At 50.7% G+C, this 22,504-nt stretch carries 21 protein-coding genes; 15 read left to right on the plus strand and 6 right to left on the minus strand.

Going from position 1 to position 22,504, the window contains the following annotated elements:
• The first annotated feature begins 12 nt into the window (after positions 1–12).
• Complete coding sequence (locus tag MWU63_RS18385; protein ID WP_247079401.1) at positions 13–1,977, plus strand: 4Fe-4S dicluster domain-containing protein; 1,965 nt, start codon at positions 13–15, stop codon at positions 1,975–1,977.
• 36 nt (positions 1,978–2,013) lie between these two features.
• On the opposite strand, the gene MWU63_RS18390 is transcribed toward MWU63_RS18385, so the two are convergent.
• Complete coding sequence (locus MWU63_RS18390; protein ID WP_247079307.1) at positions 2,014–2,643, minus strand: hypothetical protein; 630 nt, start codon at positions 2,641–2,643, stop codon at positions 2,014–2,016.
• Between the two features lie 219 nt (positions 2,644–2,862).
• The gene (locus tag MWU63_RS18395; RefSeq protein WP_247079309.1) at positions 2,863–3,159 is read right to left on the minus strand and encodes a hypothetical protein; all 297 of its coding nucleotides are present in this window, start codon (positions 3,157–3,159) and stop codon (positions 2,863–2,865) included.
• Positions 3,160–3,387: 228 nt separating this feature from the next.
• On the opposite strand from MWU63_RS18395, the gene MWU63_RS18400 reads away from it, so the two are divergent.
• From MWU63_RS18400 to MWU63_RS18425, 6 genes are all read left to right on the plus strand, one after another.
• Positions 3,388–4,140, plus strand: coding sequence for an SDR family oxidoreductase (locus MWU63_RS18400; RefSeq protein WP_247079311.1), 753 nt, complete (start codon positions 3,388–3,390; stop codon positions 4,138–4,140).
• Between the two features lie 198 nt (positions 4,141–4,338).
• A complete protein-coding gene (locus tag MWU63_RS18405) occupies positions 4,339–4,551 on the plus strand; it encodes a DUF6494 family protein (RefSeq protein ID WP_247079313.1) in 213 nt (70 codons plus the stop codon).
• The gene (locus tag MWU63_RS18410) at positions 4,548–5,663 is read left to right on the plus strand and encodes an Mrp/NBP35 family ATP-binding protein (RefSeq protein ID WP_247079314.1); all 1,116 of its coding nucleotides are present in this window, start codon (positions 4,548–4,550) and stop codon (positions 5,661–5,663) included. Before MWU63_RS18405 ends, MWU63_RS18410 begins: the two co-directional genes overlap by 4 nt.
• Entirely contained in the window at positions 5,660–6,376 is a 717-nt protein-coding gene (locus MWU63_RS18415) for a biotin/lipoate--protein ligase family protein (protein ID WP_247079317.1), read from the plus strand. The genes MWU63_RS18410 and MWU63_RS18415 overlap by 4 nt, the downstream gene beginning before the upstream one ends.
• The gene (locus MWU63_RS18420) at positions 6,376–6,852 is read left to right on the plus strand and encodes a DUF6505 family protein (RefSeq protein ID WP_247079319.1); all 477 of its coding nucleotides are present in this window, start codon (positions 6,376–6,378) and stop codon (positions 6,850–6,852) included. Before MWU63_RS18415 ends, MWU63_RS18420 begins: the two co-directional genes overlap by 1 nt.
• 117 nt (positions 6,853–6,969) lie before the next feature.
• Positions 6,970–7,323 (plus strand): phasin family protein, encoded by a 354-nt coding sequence (locus MWU63_RS18425; protein ID WP_247079321.1) that lies wholly within the window; start codon positions 6,970–6,972, stop codon positions 7,321–7,323.
• A 131-nt stretch (positions 7,324–7,454) separates the two neighbouring features.
• On the opposite strand, the gene MWU63_RS18430 is transcribed toward MWU63_RS18425, so the two are convergent.
• Positions 7,455–7,937, minus strand: a complete 483-nt coding sequence (locus MWU63_RS18430) for a MarR family winged helix-turn-helix transcriptional regulator (protein ID WP_247079323.1) — start codon at positions 7,935–7,937, stop codon at positions 7,455–7,457.
• 56 nt (positions 7,938–7,993) lie between these two features.
• Here MWU63_RS18430 and MWU63_RS18435 point away from each other — a divergent pair, with 56 nt between their 5' ends.
• Together MWU63_RS18435 and MWU63_RS18440 are read left to right on the plus strand one after the other, a co-directional pair.
• Positions 7,994–8,395, plus strand: coding sequence for a hypothetical protein (locus MWU63_RS18435; RefSeq protein ID WP_247079325.1), 402 nt, complete (start codon positions 7,994–7,996; stop codon positions 8,393–8,395).
• Between the two features lie 12 nt (positions 8,396–8,407).
• On the plus strand, positions 8,408–9,580 hold the full coding sequence (locus tag MWU63_RS18440) for an alcohol dehydrogenase family protein (protein ID WP_348646252.1): 1,173 nt from the start codon (positions 8,408–8,410) through the stop codon (positions 9,578–9,580).
• Between the two features lie 73 nt (positions 9,581–9,653).
• On the opposite strand, the gene MWU63_RS18445 is transcribed toward MWU63_RS18440, so the two are convergent.
• Complete coding sequence (locus MWU63_RS18445; RefSeq protein WP_247079327.1) at positions 9,654–11,492, minus strand: BCCT family transporter; 1,839 nt, start codon at positions 11,490–11,492, stop codon at positions 9,654–9,656.
• A gap of 634 nt (positions 11,493–12,126) precedes the next feature.
• Here MWU63_RS18445 and ftsH point away from each other — a divergent pair.
• Positions 12,127–14,019, plus strand: coding sequence for an ATP-dependent zinc metalloprotease FtsH (ftsH, locus tag MWU63_RS18450; RefSeq protein ID WP_247079336.1), 1,893 nt, complete (start codon positions 12,127–12,129; stop codon positions 14,017–14,019).
• Positions 14,020–14,026: 7 nt separating this feature from the next.
• Here the strand turns inward: ftsH and MWU63_RS18455 are convergent, their stop codons facing one another.
• A complete protein-coding gene (locus MWU63_RS18455; RefSeq protein ID WP_247079337.1) occupies positions 14,027–15,052 on the minus strand; it encodes a C-terminal binding protein in 1,026 nt (341 codons plus the stop codon).
• A 216-nt stretch (positions 15,053–15,268) separates the two neighbouring features.
• On the opposite strand from MWU63_RS18455, the gene MWU63_RS18460 reads away from it, so the two are divergent.
• Positions 15,269–15,976 (plus strand): SDR family oxidoreductase, encoded by a 708-nt coding sequence (locus MWU63_RS18460; RefSeq protein ID WP_247079339.1) that lies wholly within the window; start codon positions 15,269–15,271, stop codon positions 15,974–15,976.
• A 79-nt stretch (positions 15,977–16,055) separates the two neighbouring features.
• Here the strand turns inward: MWU63_RS18460 and MWU63_RS18465 are convergent, their stop codons facing one another.
• Positions 16,056–16,994: a UDP-glucuronic acid decarboxylase family protein gene (locus MWU63_RS18465; RefSeq protein WP_247079341.1), complete on the minus strand. Its 939-nt coding sequence runs from the start codon at positions 16,992–16,994 to the stop codon at positions 16,056–16,058.
• Between the two features lie 310 nt (positions 16,995–17,304).
• Here MWU63_RS18465 and MWU63_RS18470 point away from each other — a divergent pair, with 310 nt between their 5' ends.
• The 4 genes from MWU63_RS18470 to MWU63_RS18485 are packed head-to-tail and all read left to right on the plus strand — an operon-like array spanning position 17,305 to position 22,431.
• Complete coding sequence (locus MWU63_RS18470) at positions 17,305–18,777, plus strand: NAD(P)/FAD-dependent oxidoreductase (RefSeq protein ID WP_247079343.1); 1,473 nt, start codon at positions 17,305–17,307, stop codon at positions 18,775–18,777.
• Between the two features lie 56 nt (positions 18,778–18,833).
• Positions 18,834–20,435: an oligosaccharide flippase family protein gene (locus tag MWU63_RS18475; protein WP_247079344.1), complete on the plus strand. Its 1,602-nt coding sequence runs from the start codon at positions 18,834–18,836 to the stop codon at positions 20,433–20,435.
• A gap of 48 nt (positions 20,436–20,483) precedes the next feature.
• Entirely contained in the window at positions 20,484–21,194 is a 711-nt protein-coding gene (locus tag MWU63_RS18480) for a methyltransferase domain-containing protein (protein WP_247079346.1), read from the plus strand.
• 28 nt (positions 21,195–21,222) lie between these two features.
• Positions 21,223–22,431 carry a PepSY-associated TM helix domain-containing protein gene (locus tag MWU63_RS18485; RefSeq protein WP_247079348.1) on the plus strand — a complete coding sequence of 403 codons (1,209 nt, stop codon included), beginning with the start codon at positions 21,223–21,225 and terminating at the stop codon, positions 22,429–22,431.
• The last annotated feature ends 73 nt before the right edge of the window (positions 22,432–22,504 follow it).

The following is a 22,504-nucleotide window of genomic DNA, read 5'->3' on the forward strand; positions in this document are numbered from 1 at the left end:
ACATTGGCCAAAGTGAAACACTTGCTGGTTTGCAGCTGCGAGGCGACGATGCATCTGGATCCCGAGACGTTGAAAAACGCGATTGGTGCGGAAACCGTCAAGCAAACCACTGCTCTTTGCATGGGTGATTTGGACGTTGCGGTTAAGGCGTTATCCGGAAATGAACCGGTTCTTATTGCCTGCGCCCAGCAGGCGCACCTCTTTGCCGAAATTGCAGATGAGATCGCGGAACAATCCGAAGGTGGCGCCGAACTACTGACAGTCGATATTCGCGACCGTGCGGGGTGGACAGCCGATGAATCGGCAACTCCTAAGCAAGCGGCGCTTCTGGCAGAAGGATTACTGGATCACCCGGCAACTCCGGTTAAAGACGTTGTTTCGAACGGAACTTGCCTGATTATCGGTGATAGCGCTGTTGCTTTGCCCGCAGCACGGCGACTGTCGGAGGACCTGGCCGTCACCTGCCTGCTGGGTGATCACCCGGGTGATGTTGTGCCGGACAGTCAGTTTGACGTTGCGCTCGGCCGCCTTCGGGAGGTGCGTGGCACCCTTGGAAATTTCAATGTAATCGTAGATGGTTATGCGCCCCTGTCTCCTGTTGGTCGGGGGGGGTTGGAATTTGCAAAGCCTAAGGATGGGGCAAAATCGACCTGCGATATTTTGCTTGATTTGACGGGTCAGCCAGCACTGTTTTCAGCCCCCGATAAGCGAGATGGCTACCTGCGTGCAGCCCCTTCAGACACTATTGCGCTTGAGCGGGTGATATTTGATGCAGCGCAAATGACCGGCACTTTTGAGAAGCCGCTTTTTGTGCGGTATGACGCCAACCTGTGCGCCCATTCGCGTGCGTCACAAACTGGGTGCAACAAATGCCTGGACGTCTGCCCGACGGGGGCCATTGTTTCAAACGGTGATACCGTTGAAATTGATGCAGATATCTGCGCGGGTTGTGGGGCATGTGCTGCGGTTTGCCCTTCTGGCGCGGCATCTTACGACGCCCCGCCTGTGGCGTTTTTGTTTTCCCGGCTAAGAACGCTGGCCAGTACATTTAAATCAGCTGGCGGCGAAGCGCCTCGTGCCTTGTTCCATGATCTGGAATTTGGGTCTGAGCTGATTGCGCTTTCGGCACGTTTCGGGAAAGGACTACCAAGTGATGTCATCCCCGTTGAAGTTGCAAATGTGGAAGGGATTGGCCACGCGGAATGTGTGGCTTCCCTGGGTGCCGGATTTTCAGAAGTCCTTATTTTGTCAGGTCCTAAAACGGATCTAAGCGCGCTGGCCCCGCAAACAGAATTGGCGGACGCAATTGTTATTGGCACCGGCCATGAACAAAACCGGATACGCATCATTGAACCACGCGATCCGGACACGTTAGAAGAAGCGCTTTATGGTGCAGTCCTGCCCGCGCTGGAAATTACCCCCATTCTTCCAATAGGTGGTCGGCGTGATGTGACCCGGCTTGCCGCTGGCGCACTAAGCAATGGCGAACGTCCGCCTTTCCCGCTGCCGGAAGGGGCGCCTTATGGTGCAATCGCAATAAATACTGACGCCTGCACCTTGTGCCTTGCCTGTGTCTCCCTGTGTCCCGTCGGCGCACTTGGAGATAACCCGGACCGCCCGGAAGTGAACTTTCGCGAAACGGCATGCCTTCAGTGTGGCATCTGTGAAAACACCTGTCCCGAAAACGTGATCACGCTGCAACCCCAACTTGATCTATCAAAAGAGGCACTTTCAGCACGTGTTTTGCATAGCGAAGACCCGTTTGAATGTATCGAGTGCGGCAAACCGTTCGGCGTGCGCTCGACCATCGAGGCAATCGTTGAAAAGCTGTCTGGCAAGCACTGGATGTTTACCAATTCGGACAACACCAAACTGGTTCAGATGTGCGATGATTGTCGTATTCGCGCACAGTATCATTCTGCCACCTCACCGTTTAAATTAGGCGAGGTGCCAAAGACCCGGACCAGCGACGACTAATCCTGAGTATTGCTTTTTTAACGACGGCTAACGCACTCAGTCGATCGCAAAGCAATAGAGCAAACCAGCGCCGCCTGAGCTTTGCAGGTTCTCTTGCGAACAGCCCCTTGATCCGTGGGCCGCATTCCAGGATGTGTTTCCGCCTCCGTGGCGATCATGGTGGCCGACGTTTGCGCTGCCTTCGCCCGAACTTGTCCAGTTGCTGCATGTGTGATCATCAGTATCCCACGGAAAATAGGCCATTCCATCGGCCATCGAACCTGTCAGGATATCGTGCTCATTAGGCTGGTCACCTACGCCTTTCACGCGATTTCCATTTTCATCGACCGCAGTACGCTTGATGATGTTCGGGTTCAGGTGCAATTCATCAAGGTCACTTGCAATCAGTTCTCCAAGCGCATTGTACCAAGGCCCCTGCCCTATGCGGTACCGCGCAGAAACGCCGCGCTTACCTTCCTCTTGCGTGCTGAGGTAGGCATGCCAGATGCGCCCGGTCGATCCCGCCGCAGTAGCGAGCGTGTCACAATGTGCATCGGCGCCTTCCAGCCCACCCAGATTTGCGCCATCACCCATTCCGACACTGGTCACGAAAAAGCCCATAGAGTGATCTGCAGCCATCGACGCTGACATGCTTGCCAGAAATACAATTCCAGCGGATAAGGTCATTCTGCAATTTATCATTTCTAATCCCTTGTCTTTGTTAGTGTGAGACGAAGATGCCTGTTTGCAACCAACAATTGGTTTTGGCAGCGAGGCCGCCAGCTTACCGCATGCATAGGTACTTCACGAAGATATTTCGTCTGATTGTGCTTTCACAATTCCTTGACAGCAATCTTACCCGGGCCTTGCCAGCCGTCTTTTTCCTGGTGACTTACGGCGCGCCGCTCACCCTTCAACGAGATCGTAGTGCTTGATCGTACGAGACAGCACGAGCTTTGCTTCGTCGGGGTGAATGTGTGGGTTTTCATAGTCTTCACCGACAAACGCCTTTAGCGATTCAATATCCTTCCACACCATGACAAAGCAAAACTCGTTCGGGCTGTTTTCGCGTGGTGCACCGGGTAAGACAGAAACGATCCCCTTGGTGCTTGTCATTAGCGGAATCGCGGTTTCATGGAAAAACGTACTGAATTCAGCCTCTTTAGCCGGGTGCGTTGTAACCTGGAAAATACGCATGATCATTGTTTCATCCTCCTGTCGTTAACCCAAGTTTGCCAGATCAATTTGATAGAACTCTTGATACTACTGCCAAGATTGTATCACGATTTAAGGGGTTAGCTGGACGCACAGCCCGATGACGCTTTCAAACCGGTCGACTTCGTCGTTACAGTTGCTCGGTATCAAGTCAGGTTTTCAGCTTTGAAATTTCTAGAAAAAGTGACCAAATGAAACCGACCAAGGGAGAGGCAAATGATCACTTTTGATTTTTCAAATCGCGTCGCTGTGGTGACCGGTGCTGGTGGCGGTATGGGTTTGGAGATCGCGAACCTGATCCTTAAAGCTGGCGGGTCTGTCATCATGATCGACGTAAAACCCGAACCAGACAATCTTGCTGGAAATCCCGAACAACGGTTCTACGCGCAAGGCGACCTGACAGAGCCAGAGTTTGTAACCGCAACAATTGATGAAGGTGCTAAACGGTTCGGGCGGATCGATTATCTTGCGAATGTGGCGGGGGTGCTGTGGTTCGACCGCGATGCGTCATTGCTCGATATAGATATGGATGTTTGGGATCAGGTATTTGATATCAATCTGAAATCCATGGTCAATACCGCGCGCGCTGTTGTTCCGCATATGCGAAAAGGAAAAGGCGGCGCGATGGTGCATTTCTCTTCGACACAATGCTTGCGTGGTGATCCGCTTCCACAGGATGCTTATTCTACGGCCAAGGCTGGCGTGGGCGCGCTTTCCCGATCATTGGCGATGCAGCTTGCGGCAGACAGCATTCGTTCAAACGCAATCTATCCCGGCTTGACACAAACCCCATTGCAAGCGCGTTGGGATACGCCTGAAAAAATCTCAGATGTGGGAAAGTTTGTTCCCCTTGGCCGTATTGGTGCGCCACAAGAGCTCGCAACTGCTGCGGTGTTTCTACTTTCTGACGGCGCGTCCTATATCACCGGTATCGATTTGGTTGTTGATGGTGGCTTGTTGCTAAAATAACGAGCACCGCTCAAACGAACGTTTTCAAACAGCAGAGAAATAAAAGCTGCGTTTGCTGTGGTCGATCGCTTGACTTCCATTTTGCCCTCCTACCTGATGTACAAAAGATCGCTGCACGGTCCGATCAAAATGTGTTGCATGACAATTCAGCACAAGTATGCGCAAGGACCGGGGATTAGGATAATTGGGGAGAATAAAATGAACGACGAGAGCTTTAATTTGTCGATGCGGAAGTTTCTGAAAACAGTTGGCGTGACCTCTCAGCAAAAGATCGAAGAGGCTGTGCGCGCCGCGGTGGCGAATGGAACGCTGAAATCGGATTCGCTCGCCGTGAAGGTTACCCTCACGATTGATGAAGTTGGTCTGACGCATAAAGTTGACGGCACAATCCAGTTGAAAGGCGATGCATGAGCGTTATCACAGAGGCAGATGTTCTGGTGGTTCTGTCGGGGGTGATCGACCCTTCCAAGGGACAGGACATCGTAAAATCAGATCAGATAAAAAACCTATCAGTGAACGCGGGGAAGGTTTCCTTCATACTTGAAGTTGACCCCGCCCGTGGTAGCGCGATGGAGCCGCTGCGTGCTGCAGCACAGAAGGCTGTAGAGGCGATGGACAGTGTGGAAACGGTGAAGGTCATCATGACCGCGCATGCCGCTGAAGGCAGTGCTGCCCCCGGCCCCAGTGCGCCGCCAATTCCAAATTTGCGGGCTGCAGCGCCACATCAGCAGGAATCAACTGAACCTCCTGCGGCTAAACTACCCGATGGTGTTAAAAAGATCATTGCAATTGCTTCGGGCAAAGGAGGTGTGGGTAAATCCACCGTCGCGTCAAACCTTGCTGTGGCCATGGCGGCCAAGGGCAGACGGGTCGGCCTGCTTGACGCCGACGTTTACGGGCCAAGCCAACCGCGCATGTTGGGGGTGTCAGGACGTCCTTCCAGCCCTGATGGCACAACCATTTTGCCGCTGCGCAATCATGGGGTAACGCTGATGTCACTGGGCTTGATGACGGCTGAGGACGAAGCAATCGTCTGGCGCGGACCTATGCTGATGGGTGCGTTGCAACAAATGCTGGGTCAGGTGCAATGGGGCAAGCTCGATGTTTTGATCGTTGATCTGCCTCCCGGAACGGGTGATGTGCAGATGACCCTTAGCCAAAAGGTTGATGTGGCTGGGGCAATTGTCGTGTCCACCCCGCAGGACATCGCGCTTTTGGACGCGCGCAAAGGCATAGACATGTTTAAGCGCATGAACGTTCCGATCTATGGGCTGATCGAAAACATGGCATCTTTTGTCTGTGATGAATGCGGAAAGGTTCACCATCCCTTTGGCCATGGCGGCGCACGCGCCGAGGCGGAAAAGCTTGGCCTGCCTTTTCTGGGCGAAATCCCACTTGATCTGGATATCCGTATCGCGAGCGACGGCGGCGCCCCGCTGGTTGTGACCAAACCCGACAGCCCGCAGGCTAAAGCCTTCTTTGATCTGGTCGATGTGCTGGACGCGGCCGGGTTGTTTGAATGAGCGGCATTCTTGATACCCAACCCACCTTTCCGCCACTTTTGCGTGGGGAAAGTGTTCCGGCCCACACAGACCCTTTTCTGAAGGCAACGGCCAGTGCGATGCAGGGGGTCGACCCGGGCCTTGTGTTCTGGTCGGAAGATGTTGCAAATTTTCGTGTTGCTTTGGTACTTGCCCCGGAAATGCCACTACAAAAGGCGATGGGGGCAGTCTATGCGGTGCAGCTTGGCTTTGCCGATAGTCTCGGGGCCCTCGCCCCCCCCGAAGTCGCTGTACATTTTATCTGGCCTGACCGCATCAAGGTGAACGGCGCAAAATGCGGGCATCTGCGCTATGCCGCCCCGACCCGCACTGCCGATGAAGAACCGGATTGGCTGGTCATGGCTGTTGACGTACCAATTGTTCCGGTCGCGGCACTTGAGCCCGGTGTGACCCCGGATGAAACCACGCTTTATGATGAGGGCTGCACCAACATCACGGCACCTCGGCTGATCGAAAGCTGGTCGCGACATATGCTTGTCTGGCTGCATCAATTTATGGAAGAAGGTTTGGAACCACTTCACCGCGGCTGGAGCGGGAAATGCGACACCCTTGGTCAGCAGATTGAATCGCCAGCAAAGGGAACCTTTATGGGCCTCGACGAATTTGGCAATATGCTGCTTCGGGATGAAAATGGAACACGGATCATCCCGCTTTATGAATGTCAGGAAGAGTGATGAAACTTGCGAGAACAATTCGCCTGGACGATTCAGACGGCAATGTCTTTGAACACGCCGCAGAGATGGGTGAATGGGCCATTTCTGGCGCATTTGAGTTTTCGAATTGGACAGAGGAAGAATTGAAAGGCAAAGCACGACAGGCCTTTTCAAACGGCTGGCTCAGTCTTGAAAGCTGGGGGCGCGCAACCTTTGTTGCCGTGACGCCCATTACGGAACATGAACTGACCGTATTGACAGAGATGCTTGCAGAAAAATTTGTTGCAGATTACGGCGCTCCCGACGTTGAAGCGGCCCGTCCGGTGGTAGAAGAAGAGCTCCGTCATATGCGGGACATGTGCGAGGACCAGGCTGACAACACGCTTCTTGTGGTTTCGCGGAGTCTGACTGAAGTCGGTGTTCACGAACAGTTTCGCTATATTGAGGCGCAATCGGCGGCGCTTGAAAGCTTTGCGGTTCACGGTTCGGTTGACTAAGCTATAACATCTAGTTTTGTCAGAATGGATTGTACCTTTTGACAGGAATCAAGGAAACTTCTGCTCTTTTGTGATATTTTGCATTTGTATGCAGATATCTTACCAAAGGAATTTCTTATGGCCGACAAACCCAAATCCAAAGTAACTTCTGATGACCCCACAGCAGCCTTCATGAAGGCCATGGCGAGTTTTCAGCCTCAAGGCTTCGGCTCTAACCCCTGGATGGGGACAGAAATGTTAGAAACGATGGGCGAGATTGGCAGCGAACTATTTCAGTTTCTGGCTGACCGCATCAAGGAAGATGTGAAAACTCAGCAAGAAATCTTGTCTTGCAAAGAACCGGCAAAATTGCAGGAGATTCAGACGGGGTTTATGAAAAAGGCGATTGAGCAATACACCGCTGAAACCGGCAAGATCGTGAAAATGAGCAACGAACGTATTGCAGCGATGATGGGTGGAAAATCCGAATAACAAATTGTTCAGGTTGAAGATATCTGAACCGCTGTCGAAAAAGATTCCCCCCTGCAAAGGTTTTGCAGGGGTCCTTTATTAGGCAGAAATTTAGTTGCCGATCTAGTAGCATTGCAGTTCGGGCATGGAACCTATTCTGCTACTATGTCTTCTATCGCGGGCGAAGTTAAAATCTCTTCAAGTGTGTCGAGCGCGGCTTCCCCAAATCGATTGCACAGGATGGTGTCAATCGTTGCAAAGTGTGCGCGAGCGCGTGACATCATGCGCTCACCTTCAATAGTAAACTCGATAACTTTTTGATTGCCGTATTCTGGATGAGGCACAACATCCAGCCAACCTAAACGCTGCAATTCCTGAACGGTTTTGTGAACTGCTTGTCGGGTAATTCCCAAGCGCCGGGCAAGTTCGGACGCATGATTTGCCCCGCAATCCAGCTCTCCCATAAAGACAAGCTGCTTAGGCGTCAGCCCTTCAAATTTTTCTTTGTGCAACTGTGTGGTTAGCGAACGAACGATCTTTTCCTTAAAAAGATCCATCTGGCGGACCAATTTTAGCGTGCGGCTATCGATAAGCGAATAGCCTCCTCGCGGCGATGTTGTCAAATAGGTTGACAATATATTTCCCCCTCCTTAGTTGTCAAATAGGTTAACAAGATTAAAGGAAGACAACAATGTTGAAAGCAGCCCTGCTCGCAAATGCCTTATCCTGCGTTATCTTTGGAATGATATTCGTTTTTACCGGCCCGGCAACGGCCATGTTCCTCGGTGATCCCCCTGTGTGGCTTGTTCGTGTCTTAGGTATGGGACTGTTCCTGAATTCGGTTCATTTGGTCTTCGTTGCGCGTCAGGCAGAGCCAAAAAAAGCAGTTGTGATGTATTTCGTGATGGGGGATGCACTTTGGGTGATCGCCACGGTTACTCTTTCACTCTGTGGAATTTTTATAACAACCACCGCCGGTTCTTGGGTCACAATGGCAGTTGCGATATTCGTTGCAGCATGTGGTATTATTCAACTCAGATCAGCATTATTGCCCCAGGCTTCGGCAAATGGCACAGCTTTTTCAGCAAGGTGAAAAAGGTTGTTTGTGACAGGTCAGATCGATAACCATCTAAATCTGGAAAAAGCGAAAGATCTGACTGTGAACATACCGATCAAAGACCGATTTGACACAACCCATTGCTCTTCGACAATGTTGGCCGTCGTCACGACGGGGAATGGTGGGTATGACAAACTTGTTTACGGTGAGGTGCCGGTTCCTTCGCTTGAACCGGGTGAGGTTTTGCTCAAGGTGCTCGCTGCAGGTGTTAACAACACCGAAATCAACACCCGCCTTGGCTGGTACTCTTCCTCTGTTGCAACCGGAACAGAAGACGCAGCCAGATCAGCCGAAGAAGACCCTGCAGAAAAGGTAGACGGCGGCTGGAATGAGGCGACCCCCTTCCCCTTCATCCAAGGTACAGACTGTTGTGGCCGGATTGTTGCTGTTGCGCCCGGGGGCGACGAAAGCAGTATTGGATCGCGTGTTTTGGTGCGCGCTTGTATTAGGCCGCAGGGTTTCAGTTCGATGGAAAATATCTGGATGGCATCAGATTTTGACGGTGCATTCGCGCAATACGTCAAGGTCCCTGCGGCCGAGGTTTTTGCTGTTGATTGCGATTGGACAGACGCAGAACTTGCGACCATACCCTGCGCTTACGGTACTGCTGAAAACATGTTGCACCGTGCGGGCGTTGCCAAAGGAATGCGGGTATTGATTGCCGGTGCATCAGGCGGCGTGGGTTCAGCAGCGGTTCAGCTTGCCAAACGCCGTGGCGCGCGCGTGATTGGCATTGCGGGTAAATCCAAGATTGATCAGGTTCGCTCAATAGGTGCTGATCAGGTTCTGGAACGGGGTTCCGATATTGTATCGGAGCTCGGTAAAGACAGCATTGATGTCGTTGTTGACAACGTTGCAGGATCTGGTTTTGGGGTGATGCTGGACGTTCTTAAACGCGGAGGGATCTATGTCTCTTCCGGCGCAATCGGTGGCCCGCTGGTCGAGCTTGATATGCGCACCTTTTACCTGAAAGATTTAACCCTGATTGGCTGTACCGCCTGGGACGAGCCGGTATTTCCCAATCTCATTTCCTACATCGAACGCGGTGAAATCCGCCCTCTTGTTGCAAAGACATTCCCGCTTGATCAGATTGCCAAAGCGCAGGCTGAATTCCTTGAAAAGAAACATGTAGGAAACTTTGTCCTGATCCCACCCGTCTGAGTAGCCGACTGGTTGACGTGGGGACTAGATGGAAGTGGCGCCAATCTCTGGCGCCACTCGTTTTTGGTTTTGGCTACTCGGCAGCGGCCGCCGCCACTGAACGACTATGCGCATCCCGTATGCCATCGCGATAGAGCGCTTTGACAAGGGACACACACATCAGACCCATAACCATTGTAAATGGAAGCGCGCCGATGATCATCGCGCTTTTCAAAGCTTCCATCGGGTCCGCGCCCCCGTTGGTTTTACCCGCAACCAGAAGCGTTCCTATAACCAGAGTAAGCAGAATACCCCAAACGATACGGTGCTTGATCCCGGTTTGCTGTTCGCCGCCAGACATGATGGTGTTGATAACAAGAATGCCAGAGTCTGCCGACGTTACCAAGAAGGTCATAATCAGAATAACGCACATAATGGTTATACCTGACAGGAACCCGCCCGAGATCATTTCGCCCAGTGTTACGAACAGCTTCGCGGTGTTTGATGCGCCAACGATAGCGCCTTCAGCCCCGCCTGTAAGTTCCAGGTCAATCGCCGTGCCGCCAAGAATAGTCATCCAGGCAAAACAAACCATCGCAGGCGCAAAGACACAACCGATGATGAACTCACGCACGCTGCGCCCCTTGGAAATACGTGCAAGGAACAAGCCAACAAAAGGCGAAAACGCAATCCACCACGCCCAGTAGAAGGTTGTCCAACCAGCTTGCCAGCCAAACTGACGCCCGGCATTTCCAGCTTCATAAACCGCTGCAAGCGTTTCTTCAGGCAGTTCTGCGGCTGCGCCTTCCAAACCGGATTTGAAGCCATCGAAACTACCCCAAGCGTTCGTTGCACCACCCATCAGATCGCCAGCCAGTGGCTTGGCGGCTTCAGGCAAAGCAGCCGCAAACACGTCTGCAGATTGTGGACCGTATGCGCCAAAACTTAGCGAGAAGAAGTGGATGATATAGTCAACAAATGCAGTGGCGTAAGTGGTCATTGCAAAAAGGAACGACCCGAAGATCACAAAGGTAAGCAGAAGAATGATGGACAGAACCAGATTGAGGTTCGAAAGGTATTTAACACCTCGTCCAACGCCCGAGACTGCTGAAATAATCGAAAGGCCCATAATAACGACCAAGCCCGAGATCAGGCCAACAGTGCCGGGTTTCGGTGCGTCGCCTGTCATATCCATCATCCAGTCCATACCTGTGATGGCGTACATGCCGTCGATAAACTGGCTGACCCCAAAACCGATCGTTACGGACACGCCTAAGATTGTTGCAACAACACCCAAGACATCAACAACATGTCCGAATACTCCATTCACATACTTTCCGAAAAGTGGCGTCAGAGCGGAACGAATGGTCAGTGGCATATTGCGTGTATAGGCGTAGTAAGCCAGCGAAAGGCCAGTGACGACATAGATTGCCCAGGCATGAAAACCATAGTGAAGGAACGTATACCGATATCCGGATTGCAACGCCTCTTCTGTATTCCCGACAATCTGACCAGACACGGTCAGTGGGTTGGAACCCCAAAGCCCCAAAGGCTCAGCCGTTGCAAAGACCATTAGGCCGACACCAAGGCCGGCGCCAAACATCATCGAAAACCATGAGAAATTTGAAAACTCTGGCGCCTCTCCCGGCGTTCCCATAATCCTTTTTCCGGTTTGCGGCAGGATTGCTACCACTAAAAGGAAGAAGGCAAAGAAGCCCACGATAATTATGTAGAACGTGTTAAAATCTTCGAGCAGTCGCCAGTTCAGGCTTCCGAGAACTCCGTTTGCGTTTGCTGGCCAGACAAGTGCCCAGATTACAAGCGCAACCATGATGCCCTTGCTGAGGAGGGCAATTTCGAGACTGTGACCTTCGTAAAATCCGGAGGCCGACTTTCGGATGTCTAGCTCCGTGAAAGGTGGTTTTATAGGCATTTAAATTCTCCCTGTTCGCGTTATTTTGGTTTTTTAATTACTCTAATCAAAACTATGGACCGCGCCTCCACCATTCTGAATACGACACATGCGGCGAGCCATACGCCACGGTTTGGTATTAGTGATGTCATTTCACATTATCGACATTCATTCACTCTCTTTTCGAGCTGAGAAGACTTTATTTGTTAGTTGGTCGACTTTTGTTCGGTGTATTGGGAATTACTGCGGATCAGATTTGTGCGAATTACTTTCACCCCGTTAGCAGGCAATGTGGTCAAGTTTTTTCATGATGGGTGGCATAATTATGTACTACTTCGATCCCATCTTTAACTTTACTTCGAAGAAACCACGAAACGACCATTTCATTCAATCGCAAATAAGTTGAATTTAATTCAGAAAAACTGAAATAGATAGGCAGGTAGGAGTTTTAGATCTGATCACGGCTGCCAGGGCGATAGCCGATGGCCAAAAGCCGATACAGCAGTAACTGCCGGTTCCATGCATCTGCACCAAATTCCGCGAAGAAAGCAGGTAGTGTTAAAATACAACCAAGAGAATGTTGATTCGTATCAACGTAAAGGCATTTGTTCCCTGTCAGTATCGGCTGCGCAGGACGAATCTGGAAAGAATCCAAATGGGAAACCATAGCGAACCACCACAAAAGCCTTCTGACCCTAATCCGCTAACACGTTTGTTGTTGCCTATGGCGATTGCTTTTATGCTGCTGGTCTTACTGGCGCCTATGGCAGAGAATTTTGCCCCGACAACGGTGCGGTCGGTTTCTTACAGCGAAATCAAAACGCTCATCCGAAGCCAAAGCGTCAAGGAAGTGATCCTTGAGGAAAACGCCATTACGGCTGTCCTAACGTCTGACATCTCTGGCGAACCAGAGCGGGTGCGGGCTATCACGCCAGCTCAGTCAGACCCGGACCTAATTCCCCTGCTCGAAGAATTTGGTGTTGAAATTACAGCAAACCCGCCAAAGTCAGAACCAGTTCTCTTGTACTTTTTACCGTGGATACTGATCATCGGTTTTTACATCTGGATAAGTCGGCGCATGATGGGCGGCACGGGTGGTATGCCAGGTGGTTTGGGAAACCTGATGGGCGGTCGTTTTTCCAAACCAAGTAAGCAAACCCGCAAAGTTACCTTTGCTGATGTTGCCGGGCAGGACGAAGCCAAGCGCGAAGTTTCTGAGTTGGTCGAGTTTCTACGCGACCCGGACCGGTTCCAGACCGTCGGGGCAGAGGTGCCACATGGCGTATTACTTGTGGGGCCGCCGGGAACAGGTAAAACCCTGCTTGCACGCGCTTTGGCGGGCGAAGCGGATGTTCCTTTTTTCTCCACATCCGGGTCCGAATTCATCGAGGTTTTTGTAGGTGTTGGTGCGGGCCGTGTTCGCAAGATGTTTGAAGAGGCGCGCAAACAGGCCCCGGCGATCATATTCATCGATGAACTCGACAGCATCGGGCGCACCCGTGGTACAGGGTTGGGGGGCGGTCACGACGAGCGCGAACAGACCTTGAACCAGATACTTGCTGAAATGGATGGGTTTGCCGGAAAGGAAGCAGTGGTTGTTCTGGCGGCAACCAACAGGCCGGATGTGCTTGATTCCGCCCTGCTCCGCCCGGGTCGCTTTGACCGGCATGTGACCCTGTCGCTGCCTGACAAAGACGCGCGCCGGGCAATCCTTGATGTTCACTCAAAGAACCTGCCGATCGCGAACAAGGCAGATCTGGATAATGTCGCGGCAGGTACGCCGGGCTTTTCTGGCGCCGATCTTAAGAACCTGCTGAACGAAGCCGCTATTGCCGCTGCGCGTAAATCGGCAAAATCCATTACCTCAAACGACCTTGATGAAGCGCGTGATCGGGTGATGATGGGCACGGTCCGTACGCTTGCTATTCAACCCGATGAAAAACATCGTCTTGCAGTGCATGAGGCTGGCCATACTGCGGCAGCTTTTTACACGCCAGGGGCAGACCCGCTTTACAAAGTTACGATCATCCCCCGCGGCCGCAGCCTTGGCGGAACTCATATGCTACCCGAAAACGAACGCCACACCCTGCCCGAAGATTACCTGAAAACGCAACTCACAACCCTGCTCGCCGGGCGCGCCGCAGAGAAGCTATTGCTCGGTACTGTGAGTTCCGGGGCGGATGATGACATCCGACGCGCGACGTCGCTCGCGCGCTCCATGGTTGCCCGTTGGGGCATGGACGAAACGATTGGTCCAATTGATCTGCGTGAAAGCGAGGATCATCCGTTTTTGGGCCAGCAAATTGCACAGCCCCGTAATTTCGCGGACGAAACGGCGTCGCGTGTAGACGAAGCGGTGATGAAGCTGTTGCACACTGCGGAAGATCAGGCGACCAGTATTATTAAGAAGCACAGACCAAAAATCGAAATACTGATTGCGCAACTCGAAGAAGATGAATCGCTGGATGCTGACGCGATCAAAACCTGCCTGGACCCAGACGACAAGGTCACACCCTTCAAGCCAAACAAGAAGACGAAGGACACGTGAGACTTAACTAGTCCCTAAAAATCACACCACTTTCCTGCGCTCTGAGCCGTGGGTCCTTGGACTTTACAGTAACGGGTTGTCCTTCAAGCAACTCAAGACATCTTTCCAATGTCTCCTCTTCTAATCTTTGCATTGCTTCCCGGGTGTAAAAGGTAAGATGAGGGGACAAGATAACGTTGTCCATTTCATAGAGCGCACGCATTGGATGATCCTCACGGTTCAGCGGTTCCTTGCTGTAAACGTCCAAACCAGCCCCAGCGATCATGCTGTCCTGCAACGCCAAAACTAATGCGCTTTCATCAATGAGCGCCCCGCGCGATACGTTGATCAACATGGCCGTCGGTTTCATCGCGCGCAGCTCTTTTTCGCCGATCAAATGCTGAGTGTCATTGTTCAATACGCAATGGACAGACACGAAATCAGATTCTTGCAGTAGTTCAACAAGGTTCTCGCGTTTCTCTACACCTGCAGAATGCATGTCCTCAGCAGAAACATATGGGTCATACCCAAGAATTTTGGCACCAAACCCCAAGCCAGCCATTCGCGCCATGCTCTTGCCAATTTTACCAACCCCGACCAGGCCAACGGTCTTGCCGGAAATGTCGGATCCAATCCAACGATTTGTTGGCCAAACCCATCCTTCAGTTTGCATCGCGGCCTGCATTGGAAGCAATTTCTTTGCCAGCGCAATCATCAATGCGAATGCGCCTTCGGCGACGGTTTCCTCTGCGTACTCGGGTATGTTGACGACCGGAATGTTGTGTGCTTTCGCAGCGTCGATGTCGATTGCGTCGATGCCCACACCGTATTTGACAATGCCCTTAAGCCGTTTTGCCGAAGCGATCACCTTTGCGGTGATTGGCGTATAACACATCAATATCAGGTCGGCGTCACGCGTCTGGTTGAGAAGCTCCTCCTCTGAAACGCCATCAGGCAGCAAAACCAGATTAGCCCCGAGCACGCGTATGGCTTGATCAAGGTGAGGGCATTCCAGTTCAAGATCGGTTCGCACAATCTTAGTTCGTGAATCCATTTTAAGGCTTTCCGTAAATTCGCCTGTAACTACTTCTGCCAATATTCAGTGGCTGCGCAATGAAGTAAAATCGGTTCGGCGTATGAACATTTAAGATTTTGAGGTAAACAATATCAGTCAGCTTTCCGGCGTGACTACGCAGTCCGCTGAAAATAAACATTTTTTCTGCTAAAGCTTAGAAAATCCATTCACGCGCCAAACCCTTTGGAGAACAATATGTCAGACCAAAAAGTAGCAATCATCACTGCAGGCGGAAGCGGCATGGGCGCCGATTCCGCACGGAAACTTGCACAAGACGGATTTCACGTCGCAATTCTGTCGTCCTCCGGCAAAGGCGAAGCATTGGCGAAAGAGCTGGGCGGTATTGGTGTGACAGGATCAAACCAGTCGAACGATGACCTCAAGCGCCTTGTCGATGCGGCAATGGAAAAATGGGGACGTATCGACGTGCTGGTAAACAGCGCAGGTCACGGCCCACGCGCACCGGTGTTGGAACTTACTGACGAAGACTGGCACACCGGCATGGATGTTTACTTTTTGAACGTCGTGCGCCCGACCCGTCTGGTGACACCCATCATGCAAGCGCAAAAGTCTGGTACAATCATTAACATCTCGACTTTCGCGGCCTTCGAACCTGATCCAGTTTTCCCCACTTCTGGCGTTCTTCGCGCAGGCCTTGCTGCGTTTTCCAAGCTGTTTTCAGACAAATACGCCGCTGAAAACATAAGGATGAATAATGTGCTGCCCGGGTTCATCGATAGTCTGCCCGAGAAAGAAGAGTTCCGCTCACGCATCCCGATGCAGCGTTATGGTAATTCGCTGAATGAAATCGCATCGGTTGTTGCGTTTCTTGCGTCAGCGGGGGGCGGTTACATCACCGGACAGAACATCCGGGTTGATGGTGGGATAACGCGCTCGGTGTAAGCCTTGCTATGTCGTCAAAAGCAGTGCTGCGACAGGGCAGGCTAAAACCTGTCCTAACTTTTCAAAGACACCGCAACTGTTAAAGGAGTGTTTTGAAATAAGCGATGGTTTCTTTCAAACCCTCTCGGAGCGGCACCTTGGGCTCCCAGTCCAAACCATCACGCGCCTTATCAATGTTTGGGCGGCGCTGTTTAGGATCGTCCTGAGGAAGGGGCATGAAAACAAGTTTTGATTTTGAACCGGTAAGCTTCAGAATGTTTTCGGCTAACTCAATCATCGTGATTTCAACGGGATTACCCAGATTGAAAGGCCCCGTCACATCGACGTTTGTAGACATCAGTCGAACAAAACCATCTATCAGATCCGAAACGTAGCAGAAACACCGTGTCTGATTTCCATTTCCATAAATGGTAATCTGTTCGCCACGAAGCGCCTGAACGATAAAATTTGAAACAACCCGTCCGTCATCCGGATGCATATGCGGCCCGTATGTATTGAAAATTCGGGCAACCTTAATTTTAACCTGATGCTGTCTGTAATAGTCGAAAAACAAAGTTTCAGCGCACCGCTTGCCTTCATCATAACAGGCACGAAGCCCAATCGGGTTAACATTGCCCAAATAGGTTTCTGTTTGCGGATGAACCAGCGGGTCCCCGTAAATTTCAGATGTTGAGGCTTGCATGATCTTTGCTTCGGTCCGCTTCGCGAGGCCAAGCATATTCATTGCGCCAATAACGGTTGTTTTGATGGTTTGCACCGGATCTGTTTGATAATGTATTGGACTTGCTGGACATGCGAGATTGTAAATCTCGTCAACCTCGACATGCAGCGGAAACGAAACATCGTGACGTACAAATTCAAAATTAGGTGAATCCTGAAACGGCACAAGATGGGCACGACGGCCGGTTGAAAAATTATCAACGCACAGGACTTCGTCGCCAGCATCAAGAATTTTCTTGCACAGATGTGACCCCAGAAAGCCAGCGCCTCCGGTGATTAATACGCGTTTTGAACTCAATTTTCTATTCTGCACAATAACTACTTAATCTGCTGGCTTATTGGGATGATATCATTAGAAAAACATTTTTTCTTAAGGTTAGCGAGGCTTAATTAACAAAAGTAGTCTGAATATAAACGCATTGGAAACAAAATTTTTAACCATACCCGATTGTTTCGTTTAAATAGGTATTCAAGGCGATTATTATGCCAAAACACGGCTGCAAGTAGAAAATGGAAAGTGTTTGCTATATCGTCGTTTGAAACTGCAGATGTGTTTCTAAGTAATTTTGAAAATAACGATTATTCGCGCGAAAAGGGTATGCTCAACCATGAATAGTAATGAACAAAAACTTGCGGTGGTCATCGGAGCAGGGCCTGCTGGGCTGACAGGCGCATATGAGTTACAACGACTTGGTGACGAATTTAAACCTGTCGTTTTAGAAGCCAGCAACCTTGTTGGGGGTATTGCAAGAACGGAAAGCCACAATGGGTTTCGGTTCGACATAGGCGGCCATCGTTTTTTCACCAAAATTAAAGAGGTGGAACAGGTCTGGTATGACATTTGTGGTGATGAATTTATTACTGTTCCACGCCAAAGCCGTATATATTATCAAGGTAAATTTTACGATTATCCCCTTAAAATATTTAACGCCCTTTCCAATCTTGGGATTTATGAATCCGTGAGAGTAATGGCAAGTTTTGCCCGCTGGAAACTGTTCCCCAACAAAGAAGAAAAGACCTTCGAACAATGGGTAACAAACCGTTTTGGCGCGCGTCTTTTCCATCACTTTTTCCGCTCTTACACCGAAAAAGTCTGGGGTGTTCCCTGCGCTGAGATTACGGCAGATTGGGCCGCTCAGCGGATCAAGGACCTGTCTCTTATGAAAGTTGTCTGGAATGCCATTTCAGGAGCAAATGATTCTTCAAGCCTGATCGAAGAATTCCAGTACCCGCGTCTTGGCCCTGGTCAGATGTGGGAGAAAATGACCGACCGAGTTCAGGAGAATGGCGGCGAGGTTCGCATGCATTCCTATGTTAAGCGTGTCATCCGCGAAAAAATGCGGGTCACCGGTGTCGAGGTCGAAGAAAAGAACCCAGAGACGGGCGAAACACGCAGCTACATTCAGGAAGGCGATACCTTTCTGAACTCAATGAATCTGCGCAAATTGGTGCGCAGCATGGACCCGCCACCTCCACAGCATGTGATCGATGCAGCGAACCTTCTGAAATACCGGGATTTTATGATTATAACTCTGGTTCTCGATCATGCCGATCCGTTCCCTGATAACTGGATCTATGTTCACGGTCAGGAAGTGCGCGTTGGCCGTATTCAGAATTTCCGGGCTTGGTCGCAGGATATGATGGCGGATAAATCGAAAGCCTCGATCGGGATGGAGTACTTCCTTAACGACGACGAAGAGATGTGGGCCATGGACGACGATGTTTTGATCAAAATGGCTGCGAAGGAGCTTGAAACGATAGGTCTGGCACCCGCCAAATCCGTAATCGATGGCGCAATTATCAGACAACCCAAAGCATACCCGGTTTATGACTCCGTTTATATGGAAGCGCTGGATACCGTGCGTGACTGGCTTCAGAAGCTGGAAAACTTCGAAACCGCAGGCAGAAATGGATTGCACCGCTACAACAATCAGGACCATTCGATGCTGTCAGCCATGTATGCAGCCCGGAATATAATGGGAGCTGACTATGACATATGGGATGTCAATGTAGAACGGTCGTACCACGAGGAATTTCAAACCAAACCATATGAAAGGCGCGGCGCGGCGAGCGTGGCGTAACGCTGGCACGCCATTCATTGCCAAGCTTATGTGTGTTTAAATGAGTTTTTACCAGTATGAGTGCTGACCCCATCATTAAGTCACTCAGAACGGCGCTAAGGATAGGTATCGAAAGATACCTCCCGTTCGCAGAGATGAAAGCAAATGCGGGCGCATGTATTTCCCTGCGCGCCTTAGGTGAACTAATCAGGCACCCCTTTCGTTTTATGGCATTTCATAGCGTAGGTGTCGTCAAGAACCCTGGGGTCAAATTTATTCGTGATCTTGCCTACCTCGCGTTTAGTCAGGTCGCGATCAAAGTTATCGGATTTGTTGTTTTTGCCTACATGGCGCGCACACTGCAACCGGCTGGTTACGGGCTGGTTGAGTACTTGTTTTCACTCACGGCATTTGCCGCTCTGGTCGTGGATTTTGGTCTTGGTCCTGTTGCAGTGCGCGCCCGAACCAAAGGTGACGATTCAGTCGTAAATGCCGTTCCAACATTAAGAGCACTGATTGCAATCATCGCCGTACCAACAGTTATTCTGGTGGTTTTTCTAACAACCGATGACCCAGTTGCGCATGCACTGGGGTGTTTGTTTGGCGCATCTCTTTTGCTTCATGCATGGAAACAGGAATGGCTGTTGCAAAGCATCGAACAGATTGATCGTGTCGCAATAGCACAGATGTTTCGCGTTGTAACTTTCTCCGGAATCATCCTGCTGATGGTCTCTGGAGTGCAAAGCATCCTCTGGGTTGGTGTCGCCGAAGTGCTGTCTGTCATTGTATGGATCGGCTTTTACCTAAAATGTCAGTTGCAGGCGGGTTTCAATCTGTCCCTGAACTTCGATAAAGCCGTTCTCGCTAACTTGCTACGCGAAGGCGCACCGCTTGGTATGACGAGCATTATTTGGGGATTTGTCCAGTATGTGCCACCTATTTTGGTGGCTAATATCGTTGGTCTAGAAGAAGCAGCTTACCTTGCCGCAGCACAACGGCTAGTGGTATCACTTCAATCCTTTTCCTACATTTATCATTTCAACCTCTATGCCGCTCTGACACGGCGGTTCGAGATTGGTCGATCTTTTCTCGAACAACTATCGCTTGCGTCTTTCCGCATTGTTGCTTGGGCCGTGATAGGACCAACTGTCCTTGTATCATTTCACGCAACCAGCGTAGTTACGACGATTTTTGGATCAAACTATCAAACATCCGGGCTTGTTCTATCGATCCTGATTTTTGTCCTCCCAATCCAATTTCTAAGCGGCCATCATCGTTGGGCTTTGACTGCTATGGGGCAATCACGGGCGGTTCTTTTTTCAGGGGTGAGCGGCGCAATTCTCTCGCTGATCCTCGCACCGCTTTTAATCCTGCAGTGGGGAGCTGTTGGCGGCGGTATTGCAATTCTGCTATCCAGCCTTACCGTATGGTTTGTCGCTGTTACATTTTGCAGACGAAACGAGCTTGATCTTCCTGTCCTGCCACGGCTGATACGCCCGCTGCTGACAGGAGCTGCGGCCATATTCCTAACCGAAATTGCATTGTCCGGGAACTGGGCTGCACGTGCTATCCTTGCTGTGGTACTCTACGTAGTATTCGCGCTGTTCGTAGACCGCAAGATATTCGGTGATCTCAGGCACTTAGCCTATGCTAAAAAAGACGTTGTAACAAAGACCTAACAGCAAATCAGTGGCTAAGCCACGTTTGTGAAACAAAGGAGAAAAGTAATGGGAGTTGGTCAGAACATATCCGCTAGCAACGCGGACTGGACGTTCGGCGAAGATGTACCCGATACCTTTGTCGAGCATATCAAAGTTTCCGTTCCGCTTTATGAAACCGGTCATGACCTGATTTGTCAGCTGTCCGATTTTTTCGTCAAACCTGATAGTGTCGTGTACGAAATCGGCACCTCAACGGGCGAATTGATAAAAAAGCTTGCCGATCACAGCCCAAACAAACCCAACGTAAAATGGGTCGGTTTGGATGTGGAACAAGCCATGGTCGACGCCGCAAAAAAGCACTGCGCTGACGTACCATCGATTGAAATTCTGAATGAAGACGCACGGCTGTTTGATATGGACAAAGCCGACCTGATTATTAGCTACTATACCATGCAGTTTATCTCGCCACGTCACAGGCAAGAATTGTTCGATAAGATCTACGAAAGATTGAATTGGGGTGGTGCATTCATCTTGTTCGAAAAAGTTCGAGGTCCGGACGCGCGTTTTCAGGATATTGTGAGCCAGCTTTACAACGACTTTAAGTTGCGAAACGGCTTCACACCCGAAGAGATGATGGAAAAGACGCGCAGCCTGAAAGGGATACTGGAGCCCTTTTCAACGCAAGGAAACCTTGATCTTATGAACAGAGCCGGATTCGAAGATGTAATGAGCGTCCAGAAATACATCTGTTTCGAAGGCTTCATGGCAATCAAGTAGTGTTAGATCGGTAAAGGCTTCTGGCGCGATGACGCATGCATCAACAACAAATCCACCAGTCGGGCGTCGCATTCGGCAATACGTTCTCCATCTTCACACTTGGGTTGGCCGGGCTGTTGCTTTTTACTTTGTATTTTTGTTTTTAACAGGAACACTCGCTATTTTTGGTTCTGAGATCGAATCTGTTTTTTCGCCGCAAATGCGCGGATTCACCACGTATGAGCCTGCTGACTTTGGAGCAATACTGGACAACGCACGGCATTCTTTTCCCGATTCAAGACCCATTACGATTTCGCGCCCGCCCTCTCCATGGATAGCTGCCCCGATTAAAATGCGCGGGCCAGACGGCGATTTTATGCTTTGGGCAAACCCGGCCAATGGGGAACTGCAAGGAACAACATCGGTCTTAGGGTTCAAAGAACTGATGCGCCGTCTGCACGTTTCATTAATGGTAGATAGAAAACTGTTTTTAGCAGCCGTTACGTCGCTATCCCTTTTGCTTTGTTGGCAAATTTTAAGCGGGCTCTATTCTCATCGCAAATTCTGGCGTGAGTACACCCGACTTCCAAAAATAAGGGGTGGCAGTCGAAGTAACTGGGGTGGGCTTCACCGCTGGCTCGGGGTTTGGTGCTTACCCGTTGTGGTTGTTTCCGCGCTCACCGGTGTTTTCTACTTCGCCGAAGCGATTGGTTTTAATCCGGCCCTTCCGCGTTCCCAGAACCCCATTGAGCGTGCCGAGATTTTACCTTCAAATTTCGATGGTGATGCCCTCAACGACGCTTTAAGAATTGCTCGAAGTGAATTGTCTGGGCTGGACGTTGCTGAAATTTATCTCCCAAAAAGTCCGACCGAAGGGCTGGCGATTAGGGGAGACCTGACTGCCAATTTAGTGCGTCCAAGAGCGAACACAGTCACAATTGATCTTGGCAATTCTACCGTTCTCGGCGTTTACAAAGGCGAAGATCTTTCGCTCCAGCGTCGGCTCACGGAAGCCGCCGATCCATTGCATTTCGGAACGTGGGGAGGGCAAGTCACCCGGTTTATTTGGTTTTTGGGCGGTACATTCGCCCTGTTTGTCGCTTTGTCCGGCCTTAAAGTCGCTGCTTGGCGTATAGCCGGCGCAGATAGAACAAGCAGAATTTATGACGTCTGGCGCTCTGTTCTTTTGCCCATAAAAATATTGATTGTTGCCGCCTTCAGTATAGCGGCAGGTGCCATTTTATTCCAATTTTTTTGAAGAGTGAATCTATGTATTCAGTAGTGAACAAAGAAAACAGGCAAGGTCTAAATCCAATTCGAGGGGTTTCTTT

It is taken from the genome of Pseudohalocynthiibacter sp. F2068, from assembly GCF_023015645.1.
Lineage (GTDB): Bacteria > Pseudomonadota > Alphaproteobacteria > Rhodobacterales > Rhodobacteraceae > Pseudohalocynthiibacter > Pseudohalocynthiibacter aestuariivivens.

Bases quoted from the DNA above. Each gene is read 5' to 3' on its own strand.
- MWU63_RS18390 (WP_247079307.1), bottom strand. From the start codon at position 2,643: ATGACCTTATCCGCTGGAATTGTATTTCTGGCAAGCATGTCAGCGTCG.
- MWU63_RS18395 (WP_247079309.1), bottom strand. From the start codon at position 3,159: ATGATCATGCGTATTTTCCAGGTTACAACGCACCCGGCTAAAGAGGCT.
- MWU63_RS18400 (WP_247079311.1), top strand. From the start codon at position 3,388: ATGATCACTTTTGATTTTTCAAATCGCGTCGCTGTGGTGACCGGTGCT.
- MWU63_RS18405 (WP_247079313.1), top strand. From the start codon at position 4,339: ATGAACGACGAGAGCTTTAATTTGTCGATGCGGAAGTTTCTGAAAACA.
- MWU63_RS18410 (WP_247079314.1), top strand. From the start codon at position 4,548: ATGAGCGTTATCACAGAGGCAGATGTTCTGGTGGTTCTGTCGGGGGTG.
- MWU63_RS18415 (WP_247079317.1), top strand. From the start codon at position 5,660: ATGAGCGGCATTCTTGATACCCAACCCACCTTTCCGCCACTTTTGCGT.
- MWU63_RS18420 (WP_247079319.1), top strand. From the start codon at position 6,376: ATGAAACTTGCGAGAACAATTCGCCTGGACGATTCAGACGGCAATGTC.
- MWU63_RS18425 (WP_247079321.1), top strand. From the start codon at position 6,970: ATGGCCGACAAACCCAAATCCAAAGTAACTTCTGATGACCCCACAGCA.
- MWU63_RS18435 (WP_247079325.1), top strand. From the start codon at position 7,994: ATGTTGAAAGCAGCCCTGCTCGCAAATGCCTTATCCTGCGTTATCTTT.
- MWU63_RS18445 (WP_247079327.1), bottom strand. From the start codon at position 11,492: ATGCCTATAAAACCACCTTTCACGGAGCTAGACATCCGAAAGTCGGCC.
- ftsH (WP_247079336.1), top strand. From the start codon at position 12,127: ATGGGAAACCATAGCGAACCACCACAAAAGCCTTCTGACCCTAATCCG.
- MWU63_RS18455 (WP_247079337.1), bottom strand. From the start codon at position 15,052: ATGGATTCACGAACTAAGATTGTGCGAACCGATCTTGAACTGGAATGC.
- MWU63_RS18460 (WP_247079339.1), top strand. From the start codon at position 15,269: ATGTCAGACCAAAAAGTAGCAATCATCACTGCAGGCGGAAGCGGCATG.
- MWU63_RS18470 (WP_247079343.1), top strand. From the start codon at position 17,305: ATGAATAGTAATGAACAAAAACTTGCGGTGGTCATCGGAGCAGGGCCT.
- MWU63_RS18475 (WP_247079344.1), top strand. From the start codon at position 18,834: ATGAGTGCTGACCCCATCATTAAGTCACTCAGAACGGCGCTAAGGATA.
- MWU63_RS18480 (WP_247079346.1), top strand. From the start codon at position 20,484: ATGGGAGTTGGTCAGAACATATCCGCTAGCAACGCGGACTGGACGTTC.
- MWU63_RS18485 (WP_247079348.1), top strand. From the start codon at position 21,223: ATGACGCATGCATCAACAACAAATCCACCAGTCGGGCGTCGCATTCGG.